Origin of the sequence: Pelomonas sp. Root1217, assembly GCF_001425705.1 — a bacterium.
Lineage (GTDB): Bacteria > Pseudomonadota > Gammaproteobacteria > Burkholderiales > Burkholderiaceae_C > Pelomonas.
In genome coordinates, this window is record NZ_LMDC01000027.1 from 377,075 (window position 1) to 396,551 (window position 19,477).

At 67.1% G+C, this 19,477-nt stretch carries 18 protein-coding genes; 5 read left to right on the top strand and 13 right to left on the bottom strand.

From position 1 onward, the window contains the following. Position 1: 1 nt before the first annotated feature. The 5 genes from ASC95_RS19415 to ASC95_RS19435 all read right to left on the bottom strand — a co-directional run bounded on the left by ASC95_RS19415 (position 2) and on the right by ASC95_RS19435 (position 6,460). Positions 2-1,201 (bottom strand): acyl-CoA dehydrogenase family protein, encoded by a 1,200-nt coding sequence (locus ASC95_RS19415; protein WP_057299338.1) that lies wholly within the window; start codon positions 1,199-1,201, stop codon positions 2-4. Between the two features lie 154 nt (positions 1,202-1,355). Further along, entirely contained in the window at positions 1,356-2,264 is a 909-nt protein-coding gene (locus ASC95_RS19420) for a PEP-CTERM sorting domain-containing protein (RefSeq protein WP_057299339.1), read from the bottom strand. 174 nt (positions 2,265-2,438) lie between these two features. Beyond that, complete coding sequence (gene prsT, locus ASC95_RS19425) at positions 2,439-5,225, bottom strand: XrtA/PEP-CTERM system TPR-repeat protein PrsT (RefSeq protein WP_235537977.1); 2,787 nt, start codon at positions 5,223-5,225, stop codon at positions 2,439-2,441. 75 nt (positions 5,226-5,300) lie between these two features. Further along, entirely contained in the window at positions 5,301-5,969 is a 669-nt protein-coding gene (locus ASC95_RS19430) for a TIGR02281 family clan AA aspartic protease (RefSeq protein WP_057299341.1), read from the bottom strand. A 2-nt stretch (positions 5,970-5,971) separates the two neighbouring features. Next, positions 5,972-6,460 (bottom strand): YajQ family cyclic di-GMP-binding protein, encoded by a 489-nt coding sequence (locus ASC95_RS19435; protein WP_057299342.1) that lies wholly within the window; start codon positions 6,458-6,460, stop codon positions 5,972-5,974. 74 nt (positions 6,461-6,534) lie between these two features. Between ASC95_RS19435 and murB the strand changes: the two genes are divergently transcribed. Both murB and ASC95_RS19445 read left to right on the top strand, forming a co-directional pair. Further along, on the top strand, positions 6,535-7,608 hold the full coding sequence (gene murB / locus ASC95_RS19440) for a UDP-N-acetylmuramate dehydrogenase (RefSeq protein ID WP_057299343.1): 1,074 nt from the start codon (positions 6,535-6,537) through the stop codon (positions 7,606-7,608). After that, a complete protein-coding gene (locus tag ASC95_RS19445; RefSeq protein ID WP_057299344.1) occupies positions 7,605-8,423 on the top strand; it encodes a DNA ligase in 819 nt (272 codons plus the stop codon). The genes murB and ASC95_RS19445 overlap by 4 nt, the downstream gene beginning before the upstream one ends. 160 nt (positions 8,424-8,583) lie before the next feature. On the opposite strand, the gene argG is transcribed toward ASC95_RS19445, so the two are convergent. From argG to ASC95_RS19460, 3 genes are read right to left on the bottom strand one after another with little or no spacing between them, the layout of a single operon-like run. Then, complete coding sequence (gene argG / locus ASC95_RS19450) at positions 8,584-9,897, bottom strand: argininosuccinate synthase (protein ID WP_057299345.1); 1,314 nt, start codon at positions 9,895-9,897, stop codon at positions 8,584-8,586. A 12-nt stretch (positions 9,898-9,909) separates the two neighbouring features. After that, positions 9,910-10,173 (bottom strand): GNAT family N-acetyltransferase, encoded by a 264-nt coding sequence (locus ASC95_RS19455; protein WP_057299346.1) that lies wholly within the window; start codon positions 10,171-10,173, stop codon positions 9,910-9,912. Continuing rightward, the gene (locus ASC95_RS19460; RefSeq protein WP_057299347.1) at positions 10,170-10,730 is read right to left on the bottom strand and encodes a YaeQ family protein; all 561 of its coding nucleotides are present in this window, start codon (positions 10,728-10,730) and stop codon (positions 10,170-10,172) included. The genes ASC95_RS19455 and ASC95_RS19460 overlap by 4 nt, the downstream gene beginning before the upstream one ends. A 115-nt stretch (positions 10,731-10,845) precedes the next feature. Between ASC95_RS19460 and ASC95_RS31455 the strand changes: the two genes are divergently transcribed. The 3 genes from ASC95_RS31455 to ASC95_RS19475 all read left to right on the top strand — a co-directional run bounded on the left by ASC95_RS31455 (position 10,846) and on the right by ASC95_RS19475 (position 14,722). After that, positions 10,846-11,508, top strand: coding sequence for a hypothetical protein (locus tag ASC95_RS31455; RefSeq protein WP_200960169.1), 663 nt, complete (start codon positions 10,846-10,848; stop codon positions 11,506-11,508). Between the two features lie 79 nt (positions 11,509-11,587). Continuing rightward, entirely contained in the window at positions 11,588-13,627 is a 2,040-nt protein-coding gene (locus ASC95_RS19470) for a M3 family metallopeptidase (protein ID WP_057299349.1), read from the top strand. A gap of 63 nt (positions 13,628-13,690) precedes the next feature. Further along, entirely contained in the window at positions 13,691-14,722 is a 1,032-nt protein-coding gene (locus ASC95_RS19475) for a hypothetical protein (protein ID WP_057299350.1), read from the top strand. A 4-nt stretch (positions 14,723-14,726) separates the two neighbouring features. Here the strand turns inward: ASC95_RS19475 and ASC95_RS19480 are convergent, their stop codons facing one another. Genes ASC95_RS19480 through ASC95_RS19500 form a run of 5 tightly spaced genes read right to left on the bottom strand, consistent with a single transcriptional unit; the run spans position 14,727 to position 19,468 of the window. Then, on the bottom strand, positions 14,727-15,644 hold the full coding sequence (locus tag ASC95_RS19480) for a YeeE/YedE thiosulfate transporter family protein (RefSeq protein ID WP_057299351.1): 918 nt from the start codon (positions 15,642-15,644) through the stop codon (positions 14,727-14,729). Then, a complete protein-coding gene (locus tag ASC95_RS19485; protein ID WP_057299352.1) occupies positions 15,641-16,762 on the bottom strand; it encodes a patatin-like phospholipase family protein in 1,122 nt (373 codons plus the stop codon). Before ASC95_RS19485 ends, ASC95_RS19480 begins: the two co-directional genes overlap by 4 nt. Positions 16,763-16,815: 53 nt before the next feature. Then, the gene (locus ASC95_RS19490) at positions 16,816-17,316 is read right to left on the bottom strand and encodes a cupin domain-containing protein (protein ID WP_157256404.1); all 501 of its coding nucleotides are present in this window, start codon (positions 17,314-17,316) and stop codon (positions 16,816-16,818) included. 40 nt (positions 17,317-17,356) lie between these two features. Further along, positions 17,357-18,139, bottom strand: coding sequence for a 3-hydroxybutyrate dehydrogenase (locus ASC95_RS19495; protein ID WP_057299353.1), 783 nt, complete (start codon positions 18,137-18,139; stop codon positions 17,357-17,359). 12 nt (positions 18,140-18,151) lie between these two features. Beyond that, positions 18,152-19,468: an NAD(P)/FAD-dependent oxidoreductase gene (locus ASC95_RS19500; protein WP_057299354.1), complete on the bottom strand. Its 1,317-nt coding sequence runs from the start codon at positions 19,466-19,468 to the stop codon at positions 18,152-18,154. Positions 19,469-19,477: the final 9 nt, after the last annotated feature.

Sequence of the window (19,477 nt, forward strand, 5' to 3'; positions counted from 1 at the left end):
CTCAGCCGAGCACTGTCTGCGCGACGATGTTGCGTTGCACTTCGTTCGAGCCGCCGTAGATCGTCGTCTTGCGGACGTTCAGGTAGTTGCCGGTCAGCGGAATCGCATGCAGCGCGCCGCCGATCCAGGCGCCGCCCAGCCACTGGTCGCCTTGCCAGCCGGCCTCCATGGCCTCGTGGATGTAGGGCAGCGCGAGCGGGCCGCCGGCCAGCATCATCAGCTCGGTGTAGCGCTGCTGAAGTTCGCTGCCGCGGATCTTGAGCAGGCCCGCGACGTCCAGGGGTTGCTTGCCGGTGCGCTCACCGGACAGCACGCGCAGGACCATCATCTCAAGCGCGACGACATCGACCTCGCACAGCGCGATCTGGTCGCGGAAGCGCTGGTCGTCCATCAGCCCCTCCGCCTTGGCGATGCGCTTGAGCCGCTCCAGCTCGCGCTTGGCGCGGTTCACGTCGGCGATGTTCGTGCGCTCGTGGGAAAGCAGGTGTTTGGCATAAGTCCAACCCTTGTTCTCCTCGCCGATCAGGTTTTCCGCGGGCACCTCGACGTTGTCGAACCAGACCTCGTTCACCTCGTGCTCGCCGTCGAGCATGATGATGGGCTTGACCGTCACGCCCGGCGACTTCATGTCGATCAGCAGGAAGGAAATCCCGGTCTGCGGCTTGCCTTCGGTCGACGTGCGAACCAGGCAGAAGATCCAGTCGCCGTACTGGCCTAGCGTCGTCCAGGTTTTCTGGCCATTGACGATGTATTTGTCGCCTTGGCGCTCGGCGCGGCATTTCAGCGAGGCGAGGTCGGAACCCGAGCCGGGTTCGCTGTAGCCCTGGCTCCACCAGACTTCGCCGCTCATGATGCCGGGCAGGAAGCGCCGCTGCTGCTCGGGTGTGCCGAAGGCCATGATGACCGGTGCCACCATCACGGGGCCGAAGGGCACGATGCGCGGCGCGCAGGCCAGCGCACATTCCTCTTCAAACAGGTGGCGCTGCACGGCATTCCAGCCCGGGCCGCCGAACTGTTTGGGCCAAGCCCAGCCGTGCCAGCCCTTGGCGCCGAGGATCTTCGCCCAGCGCTGCAGATCGTCCTTGTTCAGGCGCAACGCGTTGCGTACCTTGTGGGCGATATCGGCCGGCAGATTGGCGCGCACCCAGTCGCGTACCTCGGCGCGGAAGGCCAGCTCCGCATCGGTGAAGTTGAGGTCCATTTGTCTCTCGCGTCGCTGCGTCGTGGTGATGGAATGCCGGGCGTTTTAGCACGGTCGTTCGCATCCTGGCTGTCCGGCCAGGGACAGGGCGGCGAATTGGCGCCCAGAAAGCAGAAAGCCGCCCGAAGGCGGCTTTCAGTCGAGATGACTCGGATCAGGCGGTGAGCTTGGCCTTGCGGCGGCGCAGGCCGGCGACGCCGACCAGGGCGACGCTGGTCAGGGCCAGGGACGCCGGTTCCGGCAGCTTGAGGTTGGTGCCACCGCAGACACCCTTGCTGTCAACGGCCTGCGTGCACTTGGTGCCGGCCACGGCGTAGAGCTTGAAGAAGTCGTCGCCGTTGGTGAGCGTGGCGCGGTTTTCGGTGGCAATGCTGTTGGCGCCGCCGGCCGTTTGTGCGAAGCCGGAGTTGTAGGCACTGATCAACCACCAGCTGGAGGTTTTGCCCGCGGTGTTGACCTGGTTGTAGGGATTGCTGGTGTCCTGAACCATGTCGCCATAGTTGCCAACCAGTTCCCAGCCGGCCATCGTGCCGGCTGCAGCGCCAGTCAGCGTGGGCGCTGCGGCGCCGGTCCAGCGGAACACGGACACATCAACCAGGCCGGTGCCGACTTGCGTGGTACCTGCACCGCAGGTGCCGCCGTTCTGGTACGTCATCGCCTGCGTGGTGGTGTTCTTGCAGCTGATCTCGACGTTGGACGTGAAGCCAAGGCCGACGCTGCTCAGCACGGTCGAAGCGCTGAAGCTCAGCAGCACCGCCTCGGTATTCTGGTTATTGTCCAGTGCGTGGTAGGGCGAGCCGTTGTCAGTGCCGGTGTACATGCCCTGGCCGTTGCCCGCGAACTGGGTGAGGGCGTTGCTGGTCCAGTTGCCGTTGACTTTGTTGTTGACGTCGTTGCTGGCATAGAAGCCCGACATTTTTACCGTGTAGGCAGCGTTGCCACTATCGCCGATCGTGTTGGTGGGCGTGGTGTCCAGGCCCCAGTAGGCTTGGGCGCTCGATGCCAGACCCAGGCCGGCGACGAGGGCGCTCAGGGCAATCCAGCGGGACTTTTGGGCTTTCATCGGTTTTTTCCTTTTGGGCTGTCACCAGCTTTGATTCGCAATCGAGAGGTTTCTAGCAAGCTTGATGCCAAACCAGAAAACTCCTTGACTTTCAACGTCTTGCCAATTTGGTCAGGGTGGTGACTGTTGTAAATTGTAAGAACAACCGACAGGCAATTAAGGCCTTTCGCCCCCTCAGTTAAGGGTGGCCAGCAGCTTCTTGGCATCCTCGGCCGAGGCAAAACTCACGGTGCGCAGTGCGGCACGGAGTTCCTCGCGCGCTTCGCCGCTGCGCCCCGCCTTGGCCAGCACCGCGGCCAAGTGATAGCGGATGTCGGGGTTGTCGGGCGCGCGCAGGCGGGCGTCGCGCAGCAGCTGCAACGCACGATCAGGTTTCCCGGCGAGGTGGTTGGCCCAACCGGCGGTGTCCATCAACATGGGGTTGCGGATGTCGACCTTGTAGGCGCGCTCGGCCATCTCCAGGGCGCCAGGGTCTTTCGATTCCATCAGCACGTTGGCGAGGTTGTTCAGCGTCTCGGCATGGTTGGGGCGCTGCTTCAGGATGGCCTCGTACTGCTTACGCGCAGCGGCGAAGTCGCGCGCGTGCAAGTGCTGAACGGCGACGGCGTTGCGTACCGCGAGATCGCTGGGGTTGCGCTTGAGCCAGGCGTCTCCCAGCTCGACAGCGGCCCGCGGGCCACTCTGGTTGCCGACGGCGCGCATCAAACGCACCAGGCTGGCCTGGGATTTCTCGATGTCATGGGCCTTGCGCAGCGCGTCGATGGCCGCCGTGGCCTGGCCTCGGTACGTGGCGACTTCGGCAAGCAGGTTGTAGCCGAGCGCCGATTTGGGCGCTGCCTGGACGACCTGCTTGGCCCGTTGCTCAGACTTGGCCGCATCGCCCTGCGTCAGCTCGATGCTGGCGAGCATGGCCTGGGCCGGCAGATAGTCGGGGTTGCCGCTCAGGGCCTTGTCAAGGCTGTAGGCCGCGCCGGTGTAGTCCTTGATGCCGACTTGCTGGCGCGCGACTTCAAGCAGGCGCGGTGCATCGAAGGCGGCGCGGCGGGCGGCATTGGTCAATGTGGTCTTGGCACCGGCCGCATCGCCGTTGGCAGCCTGGGCGCTGGCATAGGCCTGCAGGGCTTCGACATCCTCGGGCAGCTTGGCCAGCAAGGACTTGGCCGCGTCGACCGCGCGGGCCGGCTGGCCCTTGCGCAGATGCCAGGCGACGAGGGCGAAATTGGCGCGGGTTTCGCGGGCGCTGCTGGCCTCTGCGGCACTTTCCAGCCATTTGAGTGCCTCGTCATCCTTGCCCCAGAGTTCGTTCAGCAGGGCCAGTTCGAACAGCACATTGGTATTGCGCTCGTCATTTTTCAGAACCTCTCGCAGCCGCTTGTTGGCGGCTTCGAAATTGCCCGTCACGGTGTCGATGCGAACCAGACCCAGGCGGGCCTCCATCAGCTGCGGATCGAGCTTGAGCGCCTTCTCATAGCCGGAGCGCCCGCCGGGATAGTCGCCAGCCTGGGTCTTGGCATAGGCCTGGACCATGAGGACGGTTGCATTGTTCGGGTTGGCGCGCGCGAGGGTATCGGCCACGGCGAGGGCCTTGGGGGCCTGGCCTTCGCGCAGATACAGGGTGACCAGCGCCAGCCCGGCATAGGTCTGCTTGGGATCGCTCTTGTAGGCCTTGGCAAGTTCGTCGGCCGCCGGTGTCGCCTTGCCGCTTTGCAGCAGCGACAAGCCCAAAGCCGTGCGGTACTCCGGCGAATCCTTGGCCTTGATCGCGTCCTGCATCAGCGCGACGGCGCGCGAGTGCCGCCCCTGGCTCATGTGGGCGGAAGCCAGCATCAGCAACGCCTGGCCGTCGCCCGGCCGGGCCTTCACGTAGGCGTCCAGCAATTCGACGGCACGGTTGACGTTGGGTTCCTTCAATGCGACCTGGGCCAGCAGCTTGACCAGCGGGCTGCCGGGTTGCTGGCGGGAGGCCAGTTCCAGGAAGGGCTTGGACTTTTCCAGCTCACCCAGGCTGTAATGCGCCAGGCCATTGAGCATCAGCAACTGGGTGCGGTAGCGGATGTACTCGATAGGGACGGGGTCGAGCAGGTCGGTGATCCGTTTCAACGCGGCCCGTGCAGTGGGCGCGTCGTTGGCGCGCTCGGCCAGCACGGCACGCAGATAGGCGCCACGTGGATCGTTGGGCTTGATGGTCTGGAGTTCGTTGACCTCGGCCAGCGCGTCGGCGTCGCGGTTCAGGTCGATCAGCAAGCCGGCACGGCCCAGGTGGGATTCAGCATGCTTGGGCTGGGCCTTGAGGGCGCGCTCATAGCCGGCCAGCGCCGGGGCGACCTGGCCGTTGGCATGGAAGATCGACGCCTTTTGATAGAGAGCCTCGGCGTTGTCCGGCGCGAGCTTGAGCGCCTGGTCGGCCGCGGCATGGGCCTCGTTGAACTGGCGCCCGCGCACCCGCAGCGGGACTTCGGCGATCCAGCTGTTCACATCGCTGGTGTTCAGCGCACGTGCATCCAGCACGCTGGCCAGTGCGGCCTTGGTATCGCCCATGTCGGACTGAGCCAAGGCACGCTCCAGCATCAACTGCTGCTGGATGCCGGGCGGCAGGCCGGCGGGCTGAAGGCGCGGGTCCTCCAGCGCCTGGGACTGCTTGCCCTGGGCATTCAGCGCCATGACCAGGGCAACGGCGACCTCGGCGCGGTTGACGCCCATGCGGATGGCCTCGCCCAGCTCGAACTCGGCCGCTGCCGGCTGGCTGTCGGCCAGCAAGGCCTTGCCCAGCAGCACATGGACCGAGAGCTGGCTCTTGTCGGCCTGCAGCGCGTTCTTCAGCTGCAGGATGGCCCCGGGGATGTCCCGCTTTTCATACCGCTGCAGGGCGTCTTCGTAGAAGCGCGAAGCCTTGGCAGCGTCCTGGGCGAGCGCCGTGGGTGCACCAGCAATCAACAGGGCGGCCAGGAGGCCAGACAGCAAGGCGGATTGAGGGGGCATCGAGGCGGAACCGGCTAGGGAGGGGCGCCGGATTCTTGCAGAAGCCGCCCACCGCAATCAGTAGCGCAGCTCCAAAGTCATGACGTCGTTCTCGCGTCGCATCTGGAAGCGGTTCAGAAAACTGTTGCCAAGCAGCACATGGCTCATCAGGCCGGGGATGACGATGGCCTCGACGTCGCGAACCTCGACGCTGCCAATGCGCACGCTCGCCAGCTGGAGCTGGTAGGCCGGCACGACGCCATTGGCCGTTTGGGTGACGATGCGCCGGCCGTACATATAGCGCAGGCCCAGCTTCTCGGCCTCGATCTGGCCGATGGAGATGCTGGTCGCCCCGGTGTCGACGAGGAAGCTCGTGACCTGGCCGTTGATCATGCCCAGCGTCGTGAAATGCCCGCCGGGGCCTGCGGGCAGCACGATCTGGCGGGGCGGCGCGGCATTCTGCGCAAGCACTCGGCCCGGTGCGGCGCCAAGGGCGAGAGCTTGGCGCCGACCGCCGTATTCGACGACAGCGCGGCTATCCTCCAGCGAGATCAACCGGACGCCCTTGACCATGGCGCCAACCTCGACGGTGCGTGGCTCACCGTCGATGACCAACAGGGCCGCGCGTGATCCCAGCATGCCATTGAGCTGGACCTGCGATGGCGCGGGTGGCACCGGCTGCGCCGGGGCGTGGCTCGTGGCCAGCAACAGGAGAAGGGGCGCAATGAGCCCCGTAAAGCGGTGCATGCTCAATCGCGGAAATTGTTGTAGGTGAGCGGCGTGTCGCTGAAGTTCTTCTTCAGGTGGGCGATGCCGGTCTGCAAATCGTCGCGGTTCTTGCCGGTCACGCGCACGGCGTCCCCCTGGATGCTGGCCTGGACCTTCAGCTTGCTCTCCTTGAGCGAGGCGACGATCTTCTTGGCCAGCGTCGCCTCGATGCCTTCCTTGATCTTGTAGACCTGGCGCACCTTGTCACCACCGAGCTTCTCGATCTTCTCGGCCTTGTCGAGGAAACTGATCACCACGTCCTGCTTGGTCAGCTTGCCGTACAACACGGCTTCGATCTGCTCCAGCTGGAACTCGCTGTCGCCGGTGGCGTGGATTTCCTTGTCCTTGAGTTCGACCTTGGCGCCCGTGCCCTTGAAGTCAAAACGGGTGCCAATTTCCTTGATCGCGTTGTCCACGCCATTGCGGATCTTGACGTGGTCGGGCTCGAGAACGGTGTCGAAGCTGGGCATTTGCGGTCGGGGTGAAAGGGTCTGCGAAAATTTTGCTGTCTGCGCTCCGCGCAAACCATCCAAAAAATTGTCCCATGTCCACGCAGTTACAGACCCCCTCGAACGGAGTGCCGCTCCCCCTCCACATCGAGGCTGACGTTAATCTCAAGCCTTACAACACCTTCGGCCTGCCGGCCGTGGCGAAGCGCCTCGTGCGCATTCGCGAGGCGGCCGATGTACGCCGCGTGGTCGACCACCCGGATCTGGGCCGTGCGCCCAAGTTCGTGCTGGGCGGCGGCAGCAACCTCGTCCTGACCCGGGATGTCGACGCCGTCGTGCTGAAGGTGGAAATTACCGGCATCCGGCTGTTGGAAGCGCGCGACGACGCCTGGATCGTCGAGGCCGGCGCCGGCGTGGTCTGGCATGAACTGGTCACCTGGACGCTGGATCACGGTTATCCCGGGCTGGAGAACCTGGCGCTGATCCCAGGCACGGTGGGTGCGGCACCCGTGCAGAACATCGGCGCCTATGGCATCGAGGTCAAGGACAGGCTGGAGGCGGTCGAGGTCATGGACCTCGTCACTGGCCGGCCGGCGCTGCTGCCGGCAGAAGTCTGCCGCTTTGGCTACCGCGACAGCGTGTTCAAGCACAGCGACTTTGGCGGGCTGGCGGGCAAGAGCGTCATCACGAAGGTGCGGTTTCGGCTGCCCAGGCCCTGGCGGCCGGTGTTGGGCTACCTGGAGATTGAACGGAAGATGGCGGAGACCGGCATCACCGCGCCGGATGCGCGCCAGATCTACGACTGGATCTGCGCCGTGCGCCGAGCCAAGTTGCCTGACCCGGCCGTCATCGGCAATGCCGGCAGCTTCTTCAAGAACCCGGTCGTCACGGCCGAGCAGTGCCGCGACATCATCGGCCGCGACCCCGGCATCGTTCACTATCCCATGCCTGATGGAAGCGTGAAGCTGGCCGCTGGGTGGATGATCGACGCTTGCGGCTGGAAGGGAAAGACAGTGGGCGGAGCAGCGGTTTACGAGAAGCAGGCCCTGGTGCTGGTCAACAAGGCGGATGCGCGTGGCGCGGAAGTCGTGACGCTGGCACGGGCCATCCAGGAGAGCGTCTACGGGCGCTTTGGCATCCGGCTGGAGCCGGAGCCGGTCGTCCTATGAGGCTGACCCGGCGTGCACTCTTGGGCCTGCTGGGGGTTGCCGGGCTTCCAGCTTGGGCGCTGGAGCCGCTGCTGGCGCGCAATGCGCCGGCCGGCATCGACCCGCGGCCCTATCTCGTCAGCGAGAAGTTCGACGGTGTGCGCGCGTTGTGGGACGGGCAGGCCTTGAAGTTCCGCAGCGGCCGTACCGTCACGGCGCCGGCCTGGTTCCTGGCCGACCTGCCCAGGCAGCCGCTCGACGGTGAGCTGTGGATGGGGCGGCGCAGTTTTGATGCGCTATCAGCGGCCGTACGGCGCACCGAGCCGGTGGACGCCGAATGGCGGCTGATCAGCTATCGCGTCTTCGAGCTGCCGGCCGGAGAAGGAGATTTCGAACGGCGCGCGGCCAAGCTCGCGACGATGGCCGGCGGCGTCGTCATGCCGGTGCAGCAGCAGCGCCTCTACTCCAACGCCGAACTTCGGGCCAGGCTCAAGCAGGTGGTCGACGCCGGTGGCGAGGGCCTGATGCTGCACCGGGCCGACGCGCCGCTGGCCTCGGGCCGCAGCGATCTGCTGCTCAAGCTCAAGCCGCTGGCGGATGCCGAAGCCCTTGTTGTCGGCCATGAGCCGGGCAAAGGCCGCTTGGCCGGTCAATTGGGCGCCCTCGAAGTGCAAACGCCCGAGGGCCTGCGCTTCAAGCTGGGCACCGGCTTCAGCGACGCCCAGCGCCGCGACCCGCCACCGATCGGTGCCACGGTCACCTACCGCTACCGCGACCTGACGCCTAGCGGCAAGCCGCGCTTTGCGAGCTTCCTGCGGGTGGCCGAGGCGTTCTGAAGGCTTGTCAAAGCCAGCTCAGCAGCTTCTGCAACCACAGGGGCAACGGGCGGCCGGGGACATAGTTCTGGCGGTACTGGCTGTGCATGGCAGGCTCCTCAAGCGAATACTGTCGATTTATACAGTATTCGCCGGAGCCTCGCCAGTGTTCAGCGGGAAATCACTCGAGCTTGGGCAGGCCGCCGCCGGCCAGCAGGCCGACACCGGTGTAGATGCCCAGCTTGCCGCGGGTGTCGCTGATGTCGAGATTGCGCATCGTCAGCTGGCCGATGCGGTCAGCCGGGCTGAAGGCGCCTTCCACCTTTTCCATGCTCAGGCGCTCGGGCGCGTAGGTCAGGTTGGGGCTTTGGGTGTCCAGCAGCGAGTAGTCGTTGCCACGGCGCAGTTCGATGGCGACCTCGCCGGTGACGGCGCGGGCGATCCAGCGCTGGGCGGCCTCGCGCAGCATGATGGCCTGCGGGTCGAACCAGCGGCCCTGGTAGAGCAGGCGGCCGAGCTTGCGGCCGTTGTCGCGGTACTGCTCGATGGTGTCTTCGTTGTGGATGCCGGTGACGAGGCGCTCGTAGGCGATGTGCAGCAGCGCCAGGCCCGGGGCCTCGTAGATGCCGCGGCTCTTGGCCTCGATGATGCGGTTCTCGATCTGGTCGCTCATGCCCAGGCCATGGCGGCCGCCGATGACGTTGGCCTCGGCCAGCAGGGCCACCGGGTCGCGGTACTCGACGCCGTTCAGCGCCACGGGCACGCCCTCCTCAAAGCGCACCGACACGGCTTCGGCCTTGACGACCACGTCATCGCGCCAGAACGCCACGCCCATGATGGGGTTGACGATCTTGATGCCGCTGTTCAGGTGCTCCAGGTCCTTGGCCTCGTGGGTGGCGCCCAGCATGTTGGAGTCGGTCGAGTAGGCCTTCTCGGCGCTCATCTTGTAGGCGAAGCCCTTCTCCGTCATGAAGGCCGACATCTCGGCGCGGCCGCCCAGCTCGTCGATGAAGGTTTGGTCCAGCCAGGGCTTGTAGATCTTCAGCGCCGGGTTGGTCAGCAGACCGTAGCGGTAGAAGCGCTCGATGTCGTTGCCCTTGTAGGTCGAGCCGTCACCCCAGATGTTGACGCCGTCGGCCTTCATCGCCGCCACCAGCATGGTGCCGGTCACCGCGCGGCCGATGGGCGTCGTGTTGAAGTAGGTCACACCAGCGGTGCTGATGTGAAAGGCACCGGCCTGCAGCGCGGCAATGCCTTCCGCGACCAGTTGTGCGCGGCAGTCCACCAGCACGGCCTTCTCGGCGCCGTACAGCATCGCCTTGCGGGGAATCTCGTCATAGTCCGGCTCGTCGGGCTGACCGAGGTTGGCCGTGTAGGCATAGGGCAGGGCGCCCTTGAGCTTCATCCAGTGCAGGGCGGCGGAGGTGTCGAGGCCGCCGGAGAAAGCGATGCCGACCTTCTGGCCAACGGGAACGGATTGCAGGATCGTGGACATGGTGAGGGTCTCTTAGACGAGGTTCTGCCACTCGGGGTGGCGCTGGATGTAGAGCTGGACGTAGCTGCAGGCGGGCACGACCTTGAGGCCTTCTTCGCGGGCCCATTGCAGGCCGGCCTCAACCAGCTTGGCGGCGAGACCTTGGCCACGATAGGCCGGCGGCACGCCGGTGTGGGTGAACACGACGCGGCCGGCGCTCAGCTCGTAGTCGAGCACGCTCAGGGGCGTGGTCGGCAGCGTGAAGCGCTGACGGCCGGGTTCGTGCTGAGGCGTCATTCGGTGGGCGCCTTCAAGGCAACCGGGTGGACCTCCACCGATGCGTTGGCGGTCGACACGTAGACGCTGCCGTCCTGGATGCTGATCTGCAGCTGCATGCTGCGTTCGGCCAGGGCCGCCAGCGCCTGGGACTGCTCGGCGGGAATCTGCCATACGGCCAGGCGTGGTGCGCGCGTCAGCTTGTTCTCCATGCCGCTCCACCACACCGGCGTGCTGGACGCGAAGCTGTAGACGCTGACGCGGCGGGCGCGGCCATGGGCCTTCATCAGGCGGCGCTCGTCGGGCTGGCCCAGGTCGATCCAGTGCTGCAGCTCGCCCGTCAGGTCGGGCTGCCAGAGATCGGGCTCGTCCACGTCGGACAGGCCCTTGGTGAATTCGAGGCGGCCATTGAGGTCGTCGGCCGGCACGTTCAGCGCATAGGCCAGCACCCGGATCATCATGCGCTCGTCGGTCTCGCTCGGATGGCGGGCGATCGTGAGGGCATGGTCACCATAGACATGGCGGTCCATGTCGGCGATCTGCAGCTGGGCTTTGTGGATGGTGGCTTTGAGCGCCATGGGGTAGGGACCGGAGCCCCTGTAACGAAGAGCAGCCGGGGATTATCGCGGCGAAGCCTCGTGGCATCATTCCGCCTCCCGCTTTGAACCTTCGCAACCCGGTTGCGCCCTCTTCATGAAACGCATTCTTCTTACGTTGGCCTTGGGTCTCGCTGTCTCCGCCCAGGCACAAGTCACCACCAATTCCAAGGCCAAGGTTGATCCGAAGAACAACAAGGTCAGCAACCCGGTTGTCGAGAAGCCCAAGGCAAAGCTGATGTCGCGCGACGAATTGCGCGCCTGCATCAACCAGCAGGACAACAACGGCAAGGAAGCCGAGGCCATCAAGGCCGACCAGGCCTCCTACAAGGCCAATGCCGACAAGCTCAAGTCCGAGAAAGCCACCCTTGAGGCCGCCGAGGCCGTGCTGGGCAAGCAGATCGCCGACGTGAAGGCCGAGAAGGAAGCCATCCTGAAGGCGCACGAAGCGCTGACGGCCGAGGCCCCCAAGCTCGAGAAGGCCGAACTGAAGGCTCGCAACGAAGCCTACATGGCGCGCACCACGGCTTTCGGCACGGCGGTCGAGGCCGTCAAGGCCGCAGACGCCGAGCAGGCCACCAAGCGCAAAGCCTTCTCTGACAAGGTCGACGCGCTGGATGCCCAGTTCAAGGCCATCGAGGAGCGCACGGAGAAGCACTTCGACGCCAACGACAAGTGGAAGGCCGAATGCCAGAACAAGGCCTACGACGAGAACGACGAAAAGGCCATCCGCAAGGAAAAGGCGGCCGCGGGCAAGTGATCCGCGCCGGCCACTGACCCTTGCAAGCGGGCCGCCTCCGGCAGGAAGCGGCCCTTTTTTGTTTTCTGAAGGACTTTGCATGAGCAACCCGCTGCTGCAGGACTGGGCTGGCCCACACAGCCTGCCGCCCTTTGCCGACATCAGCCCGGCGCATTTCCAACCTGCCTTCGATGCCGCGCTGGCCGCACACCGCGCCGAGATCGACGCCATCGCTGCGCAGGCCGCGGCACCGGGCTTTGCCAACACCGTGGCCGCCTTCGACGCCAGCGGCCGCCAGCTCACCCGGCTCGAACACCTCTTCTACACGCTGGCTGCGTCGGCCACCTCGCCCGAACTGCAGGCCGTGCAGCGCGCCCTGGCCGCGCCCCTGGCTGAGCATGGCAGCGCGGTCTACATGCACCAGGGACTGTTCGCCCGCATCGATGCCTTGTTCGAGCAACGCGAGCGCCTGGGCCTGACGCCCGAGCAGCGCAGGCTTCTGGAGCGCGTGCATCTAGACTTCCTGCGTGCCGGCGCCCGCCTGGCAACTGAGGCGCGCGCCCGTTACGCCGCTGTGATGGCCCGCCTGGCCGAATTGAACACGCGCTTTGCGCAAAACGTGCTGGCGGCGGAGAGCGGCTATCAGCTGCGGCTGGCGACCGAGGATGAGCTCGCCGGCCTGCCCGGTTTCCTGCGTGCCGCCGCCCGCCAGGCTGCCGTCGACCGTGGCCTTCCGGAGGGTGCCCACGTCATCACGCTGTCGCGCTCGTTGATCGTGCCCTTCCTGTCCTGCAGCGCCCGGCGCGACCTGCGTGAGCAGGCCTGGCGGGCCTGGATTGGCCGCGGTGACGACACCGGTGACACTGACAACCGAGAAATCTGCCGCGAGATCCTGGCGCTGCGCGCCGAGCAGGCCCGCTTGCATGGACATGCCTGCTATGCCGACTACGCGCTGGAGGACACCATGGCACGCAGCCAGGGCGCCGTCATGGGCCTGTTGGAGCGCGTCTGGCACCCGGCGCTGGCCGCCCAGGCCCGCGAGCGCGAGGCCGTGGAGGGCGCCATGGCCGCTGCTGGCGCCACGCACGAACTGGAGCCCTGGGACTGGCGCTTTTATGCCGAGCAGGCCAAGCGTGCGCGCTTCGAGCTGGACGAGGCCGAGGTCAAGCCGTATTTCTCGCTGGACCGCATGGTTGCGGCGATGTTCGACTGCGCCAGCCGCCTGTTCGGGCTGCAGTTCAAGGCGCGGCCGGACATCGCCGGTTATCACGCCGATGTGCGCGCCTACGAGGTCTTCAATGCCGATGGCAGCTTGCGCGGCCTCTTCCTGCAGGACAACTTCGCGCGGCCCACCAAGCGCAGCGGCGCGTGGATGAACGCGATGCGCAACCAGAGCCGCGCGCTGGGCGCGACGCCGGTCATCCTGAACAACAACAACTTCGCCCGCGGCGCCGCGGGCGAGCCGACGCTGCTGAGCTTCGACGATGTGCGCACGCTCTTCCACGAGTTCGGCCATGGCCTGCACGGCCTGCTGAGCAACGTCGAGCACGAACGTCTGGCGGGTACCCAGGTGTTGCGCGACTTTGTCGAGCTGCCCTCACAGCTCTACGAGCACTGGATGGCTGAGCCCGCGGTGCTGAAGCAGTTCGCCCGGCACTGGCAGACCGACGAACCCTTGCCCGACGCGCTGCTGGCGAAGCTACAGGCCGCACGCCAGTTCGGCCAGGGCTACGAGACGCTGCGCTACACAGCCAGCGCCCTCGTCGACATGGCGGCGCATGCGCTGCCGGCTGCGCCCGCTGACGTGGTCGCCTTCGAGCGCGAGACGCTGAGCCGTTGGGGCCTGCCGGCAGAAGTCGGCCTCAATCACCGGCTGACGCATTTCCAGCATCTGTTCAGCAGCGCCGGCTACGCGGCGGGCTACTACGTCTACCTGTGGGCGGAGGTGCTGGACTGCGACGCCTTCGACGCCTTCGTCGAGGCGGGCAATGTCTTCGACACGGCGGTGGCGGCGCGCCTGCGCGACTGCATCTACGCGGCAGGCGACAGCCGCGAGCCGGGTGAAGCCTTCCGCGCCTTCCGTGGCCGCGACCCGGTCGTGGAGCCCATGTTGAAGGATAGAGGTCTGTTGCCCGCCTGATGTAAAACCCTGGCACGACCGCCTTGCGCGTGGTCGTGACGTTATCCAGGGAGTCTCATCAAAATGATCAAGCAACGCATTTTCCTGCCAGCCGCCGTGCTGGCGGGCTCATTCGGCCTGGCCGCCTGTGGCGGCGGTGGCGGCTCCGCTGGCGTCCCCGGCAACCCGGCACCCCCCGACTCGTCGCTGCTGAACGTCAACGCCGGCAACTACCAGGCTCTCGGCCAGGCGACGGTGTCCAGCGCTTTCTACCTCGGGGACGCCGGCGGCACGCTCAGCGGCGCCGGGGTCGGCGGCAATCTGCGCCTGCTGCGCCAGGCCGCGGATGTCGCGCGCCGCGCGGTGGGTGAGGCGCGCGCCCGGGCGGCGCAGTTCCAGCCTGGCCTGTCGAGCGGTGCGGATCTGCGCCAGACGCTGAGCTGCAGCGGCGGCGGCGCAGCGGTCCTGAGCATCAGCGACGCCAACAACAACGGCAACATCGACATCGGCGACGCCGTCACCCTGGACGCCCAGGCCTGCCAGGAGGACGGCTCGATCCTGCAAGGCCGCATCAGCCTGAGCATGCAGGCGCTGACCGGGGTCTTCTACGGCAACAGTTTCAACGCGACCCTGGCCATGACCCTGACCGCCTTCAGCGCCACTCACGGCGGCGACAGCGTGCAGGGCGATGGCACCCTCAGTCTCACATTGAGCGAGACACCCGCCGGTGTCAGCGAGCTGAGCTTGTCGACACCCCGCCTCGTGCTCAGCGGCCAGCTGGGCGGTCAGGCCTTCTCGACCACGCTGACCGACATCCTGCTGACCTTGCGCGTCGAGCCTCAGGTTGGCGGCCGAAAAAGCAGCCTCAGCTACAGCGGCGGGCTGAGCAGCAGCAACCTTGGCAACCAGCAGGTGCTGATCACGACGCGCCTGCCCCTGGTGGCCACGGGCAGCGACGCCTATCCGAGCGGCGGCCAGTGGGTGGTCAAGGGCAGCGGGAATTCGACGCTGCGCATCACCTCGCTCAATGCGACCCAGGCTCGCCTCGAGCTGGACACCCAGGGTGATGGCGTCAACGAGACGCAGGTGGTGAAGACCTGGGCCGAGTTGCGCTGAAGGCTCAGCGCGGCCCGGGCCGGCAGGCGAATTTGGCCAGGGCGATGGCAGCGCACATGGTCGCGAACGCTGCCCAGGCATAGGGCCACAGCAGCGGCAGGCCGAGCAGGATCAGGCCGTCGTTGCCGCCGGGGATCAGCAGGCTGCCCCAGCCCATCAGCAGCCCGCCGGCGAGGCAGCGCACAAGGCCGGCGGCCTCAAGGCGGCGCCCCTTCAACAGGCCGGCCCGCCAGCCGCCGAACATCGCGCCGGTCAGCAGGCAGGCGAACAGGCCCAGGCGCGTGGCACTGCGCATGGTCATGCCGTGGGCCAGCTCGGCCAGCGCGTCGGTGTAGGCCCAGGCGCCTTCGAGCAGCAGCAAGGCCAGAAAGCTCAAGCCGATGGAGACGGTGGCCGTGTGGGGCGTCCACCAGGGCTGGCGCCAGCGCGCGATGGCGCGCCAGGTAGCGAGTGCGGCGAAGGCCAGCCCCAGGACTGCGGGTGCCAGCCACAGCGGCGAGCCAGCCGGCAGGGGCTGCGGCCGGGTGGCGGCGAACAGGCCGTCGACGCTGGCGCAGCCCAGATAAAAGCCCAGCGGTGTGGCAAGGTACGCCCACTCGCCATTGCCCAGCCGCGCGATGGCGCCGAAGACGCAGGCCTGGTTGACGAAGGCGCCCAGGCCCAGCAGCGCGGCGCCGAGCAGGGTCCAACCCGTCAATGCAAACGGCGCCGGCAAGGCTGGCTGGGGCAAGGGCAGCAGGCGCAACAGCAGCAGGCCGCCGGCCACCCACAGCGAGGCTTCCAGCAGGCTGCGCAGGCGGCTGGCCTTGCGCTGGTCGACCAGTTCACTGACGGCCGCCACCGTGCAGGTGGCGCCGCGCTGGATGGCCGCGCCCATCAACAGCGCGCAGCCCGCCGCGCCGATGAGGGCGAACGGATTCATGCGGCCTCTTCCAGCATGTGCTCGATGACGCCCTCGATAGGGTCCACCGGCGCCTGCCAGGGCGCGCGCTCGATCATGCTGCGAGCGTCCACCAGGCCCGCGGAGCGGCGCGCCTTGACGCCGGCCGGCGTGAAGTCGATGTCCTTGGTGTGGTCCTCACCCTCGACACGAGGCGCCAGCAGATGGGCTACGTGCATGGTCGTGCCGCAGCCCCAGGCGGTGAGCTCCCTGGCGGCCTTCTGCTGAGCGGGCGTCAGCAGGCCGCCGAGCTCGCGAATGATGTGGCGCAGCCGGTGGATTTGCTTCTGCCGAGTGATGTGACTGTCGGCCCGGCTGGCGTACTGGATGTCCTTCTGCCGGCCCATCACCTGCCAGATGGACTCGGGCTGCGGTGCGGTCTGGTGCCAGACGTTGACGGCAAAGATCAGCGCGTCGCGGCGCGGGTTGTCGTCCAGCACAGCCTCGATGGGCGTGTTGGAGTACAGGCCGCCGTCCCAGTAAGCCTCGCCGTCGATGACGACGGCCGGAAAGGCCGGAGGCAGGGCGCCCGAGGCCATGATGTGCTCAAGGCCGACGGGCTCTTCGCGCGAGTCGAAGTAGCGCATCTGGCCGCTGCGCACGTTGACTGCACCCACCGTGAGCCGCATGCCGCCGTGCTGCAGCTGCTCGAAGTCGACCAGGCCGCGCAGCGTCTCGCGCAGCGGCTCGGTGCTGTAGTAGGACGCCTTGTCCACGCCCAGCTGGGCCTGGCTGCCACGCAGGGCGGCCAGGTTGGGCTCGAAAAAGGCCGGGATGCCGCGCATCACCGTCGTCATGTTGGCCATCAGGTTGCCCATGCCCAGCCAGTCCAGCGGCCCGGCCATGCGGTTCTGCTGCTCGACGTGGCGCCAGAAGTCGTTGAGCCTCTCCATGCGCCGCTCCGGCGGGTTGCCGGCGATCAGTGCGGCGTTGATGGCGCCGATGGAGGTGCCGATGACCCAGTCCGGTTCGATGCCCGCCTCGTGCAGCGCCTCGTAGACGCCGACCTGGTAGGCGCCGAGGGCCCCGCCACCTTGAAGCACGAGCACGACCTGGGGTCGCGCTGCGGATGGGGAAGAGAGTGGTTTCCTGGCAGGCATGGCTTGTCTCGGCGGTGGGTGGCTTGGGTCGGTCGGCGGATGAAGCCGCGGGCTTACATGTGTTCCTTCATCGTCGCCGGCTTGCCGTCGTTGACGATGTCGGCGATGGTCAGCTCGACCGGGGCATTGGTGCTGTTCTTCCACCAGTGCTTGGTGCCCAGGAACTCGCGCGAGATGTCACCGGCCTTGTGCAGGATGGGCACGCCGCACTTGCTGGAGTTCTCGTAGATCTCGCCGCTGTTGACCATGATCAGCGCGGGCCGGTCCTCGTGGCTGTGGAAGGGCACGACGCCCCCGGGCGCGATGGTCATGTGGCGCAGGCGCAGGCGGCGCTGCGCCAGGTGCACGTTCTCCTTGGCCAGGTCGATGGACGACAGCTCGGTGTCGGTCACGCCGACGGGTGCCGTGGCGGCGTCGGCCAGCGCGTTGGCCATGACCTTGTCGGCCGGGCATTCGCCGGCGTGGGCATTGCCGCCGGCCAGGCTGGCGACGAGGGCGGCGACAGCGGCCACGAGGTGGCTGAAGCGGGAAGTGCGGGTGCGGATGGTCTTCATGGGTTGCTCCTGGAGCGTTGGGGGGAAGGAAAGGAAGAAATCACTGCGCCGTCCAGCCGCCCTCGATGGGCAGCACGGCGCCGGTGATGGAGGCGGCATCGTCGGAACAGAGGAATGACGTCAGGGCGGCGACCTGCTCGACGGTGACGAATTGCTTGGTCGGCTGGGCGGCCAGCAGCACGTCGCGGATGACGGCCTGCTCGCTGATGCCGCGGGCGCGGGCGGTGTCGGGGATTTGCTGCTGCACCAGCGGCGTCAGCACATAGCCCGGGCAGACGGCGTTGACCGTGATGCCGGCCTCGGCCAGCTCCAGGGCCACGGTCTTGGTGAAGCCGGCCACGCCATGCTTGGCGGCGACATAGGCCGACTTGTATTTGCTGGCCACCAGCGCATGCGCCGAGGCGACATTGACGATGCGGCCCCAGCCCTTCTTCTTCATGGCCGGCACGGTCAGGCGGGTGGTGTGAAAGCCTGCGCTGAGGTTGATCGCCAGGATGGCGTACCACTTGTCGACCGGGAATTCGTCGACCGGCGCCACATGCTGGATGCCGGCGTTGTTGACGAGCAGGTCGATGGCACCGAACTCGGCAATCGCCTTGCCAATCATGCGTTCGATCTGTTCGGGCTGGCTCATGTCGGCCGCGTCGTAGCGCACCTGCACGTCGTGTTGTTCCATGAGCTCGAGCCGCAGCTTCTCGATGGCCGGCGCGTCGCCAAAGCCGTTGAGCACGACGTTGGCGCCCTGGGCGGCCAGCGAGCGGGCGATGCCCAGGCCGATGCCGGATGTGGAGCCCGTGACGAGGGCGGTCTTGCCGATGAACATGGTGGGTTCTCCTTATTTGGGAACGGATGAGTTGGAGGTGCCGCGGTCGACCTCGGTCGTGCGGGTGAAGCGCAGATGCGTGATGTCGAGGGGAAAGAACAGGCCCCAGGTCCACTCGACCCAGATGCGTGTCTTGCGGCCTAGCGTGGGCATGCGCAGCAGGTAATAGCCGCGCCACAGCAACCAGGCGGGCAGGCCCGACAGGCGCAGCCCGAACAGCAGCGCCACGCCCTTGAGGTGACCGGTCGTGGCCATCATTCCGCGGGCGGCGTAGGCAAAGGGCTTGGTGGGCTGGCCGCGCAGTGTGAGCAGCAGGTTGTTGGCGAGCGCCTTGGCCTGGGCGACGGCGAACTGCGCCGTCGGTGGGCAGATCAGGCCGTCGCGGGCATTGGGTTGGGCGGCGCAGTCGCCGAGGGCCCACAGCGCAGGCTCGTCCCGCACGCGGCCGTCGGCCTCGGTGGCGATGCGGCCGCGCTGCAGCGACAGGGCCAGCGCTTCCACGAGCGGGTTGGGGCGAGTGCCGACGGTGCAGACCACCGTCGCGCTGGGCAGGCGCTGGCCATCGGACAACTCGACCGCGTCGGCATGGATGCGCGCCGCCCGCGTGCCGCAGCGCACGTGCACGCCGCGGCGCGACAGCGAGCGTTCGGCGGCGTCGCCCAGGGCCGGCGGCAGCTCGGGCAGCAGCCGGTCACCGTCATGCAGCAGCGTGATGCCAAAGCCGGCGGCACGGGTGCGCGGGTAATGGCGGCTGGCGCTCTTGACGAAGTCGGCCAGCGCGCCCGCCACCTCGACGCCGGAGAAGCCGCCGCCGACGACGACGAAATGGGCGAGCGCCAGGCGCTGCGTCGCGTCATCGCAGAGTTCCACGCGGGCCAGGGCCTGCAGCACGCGGTTGCGGATGTGCATGGCGTCGCCCACCAGCTTCAGCGGCAGCGCGTGCTCGGCCATGCCGGGCAGCAGGTCGAGGCGGGCGCGTTGGCCCAGGGCCAGCACGAGATGGTCGTAGGCGAACTCAAGCGGGCCGTGCAGGGTGTCGCAGGTCAGGCGCTGCGCGGCCTTGTCGATGCGGCTGACGGCGCCCATCACGAAGCGCACACCGGGCAGCATCTCGCGGATCGGCGCCACCACATGCTCGGGGAAGACGCCAGCCCCCACCACCTCGGGCAGCATGGGGTTGAAGGTGGTGTAGCTCTCCTCGCTGATCAGCAGCAGCTGCCAGCCTGCGGGCATGCGGCCGTGCAGCGACTTGGCCAGCGTGGTGCCGGCAAAGCCGCCGCCGATGATGGCGATGGTGCGGACTGGCGGGTTAGGTGCTGTGGTGGACATGGTGGCTGG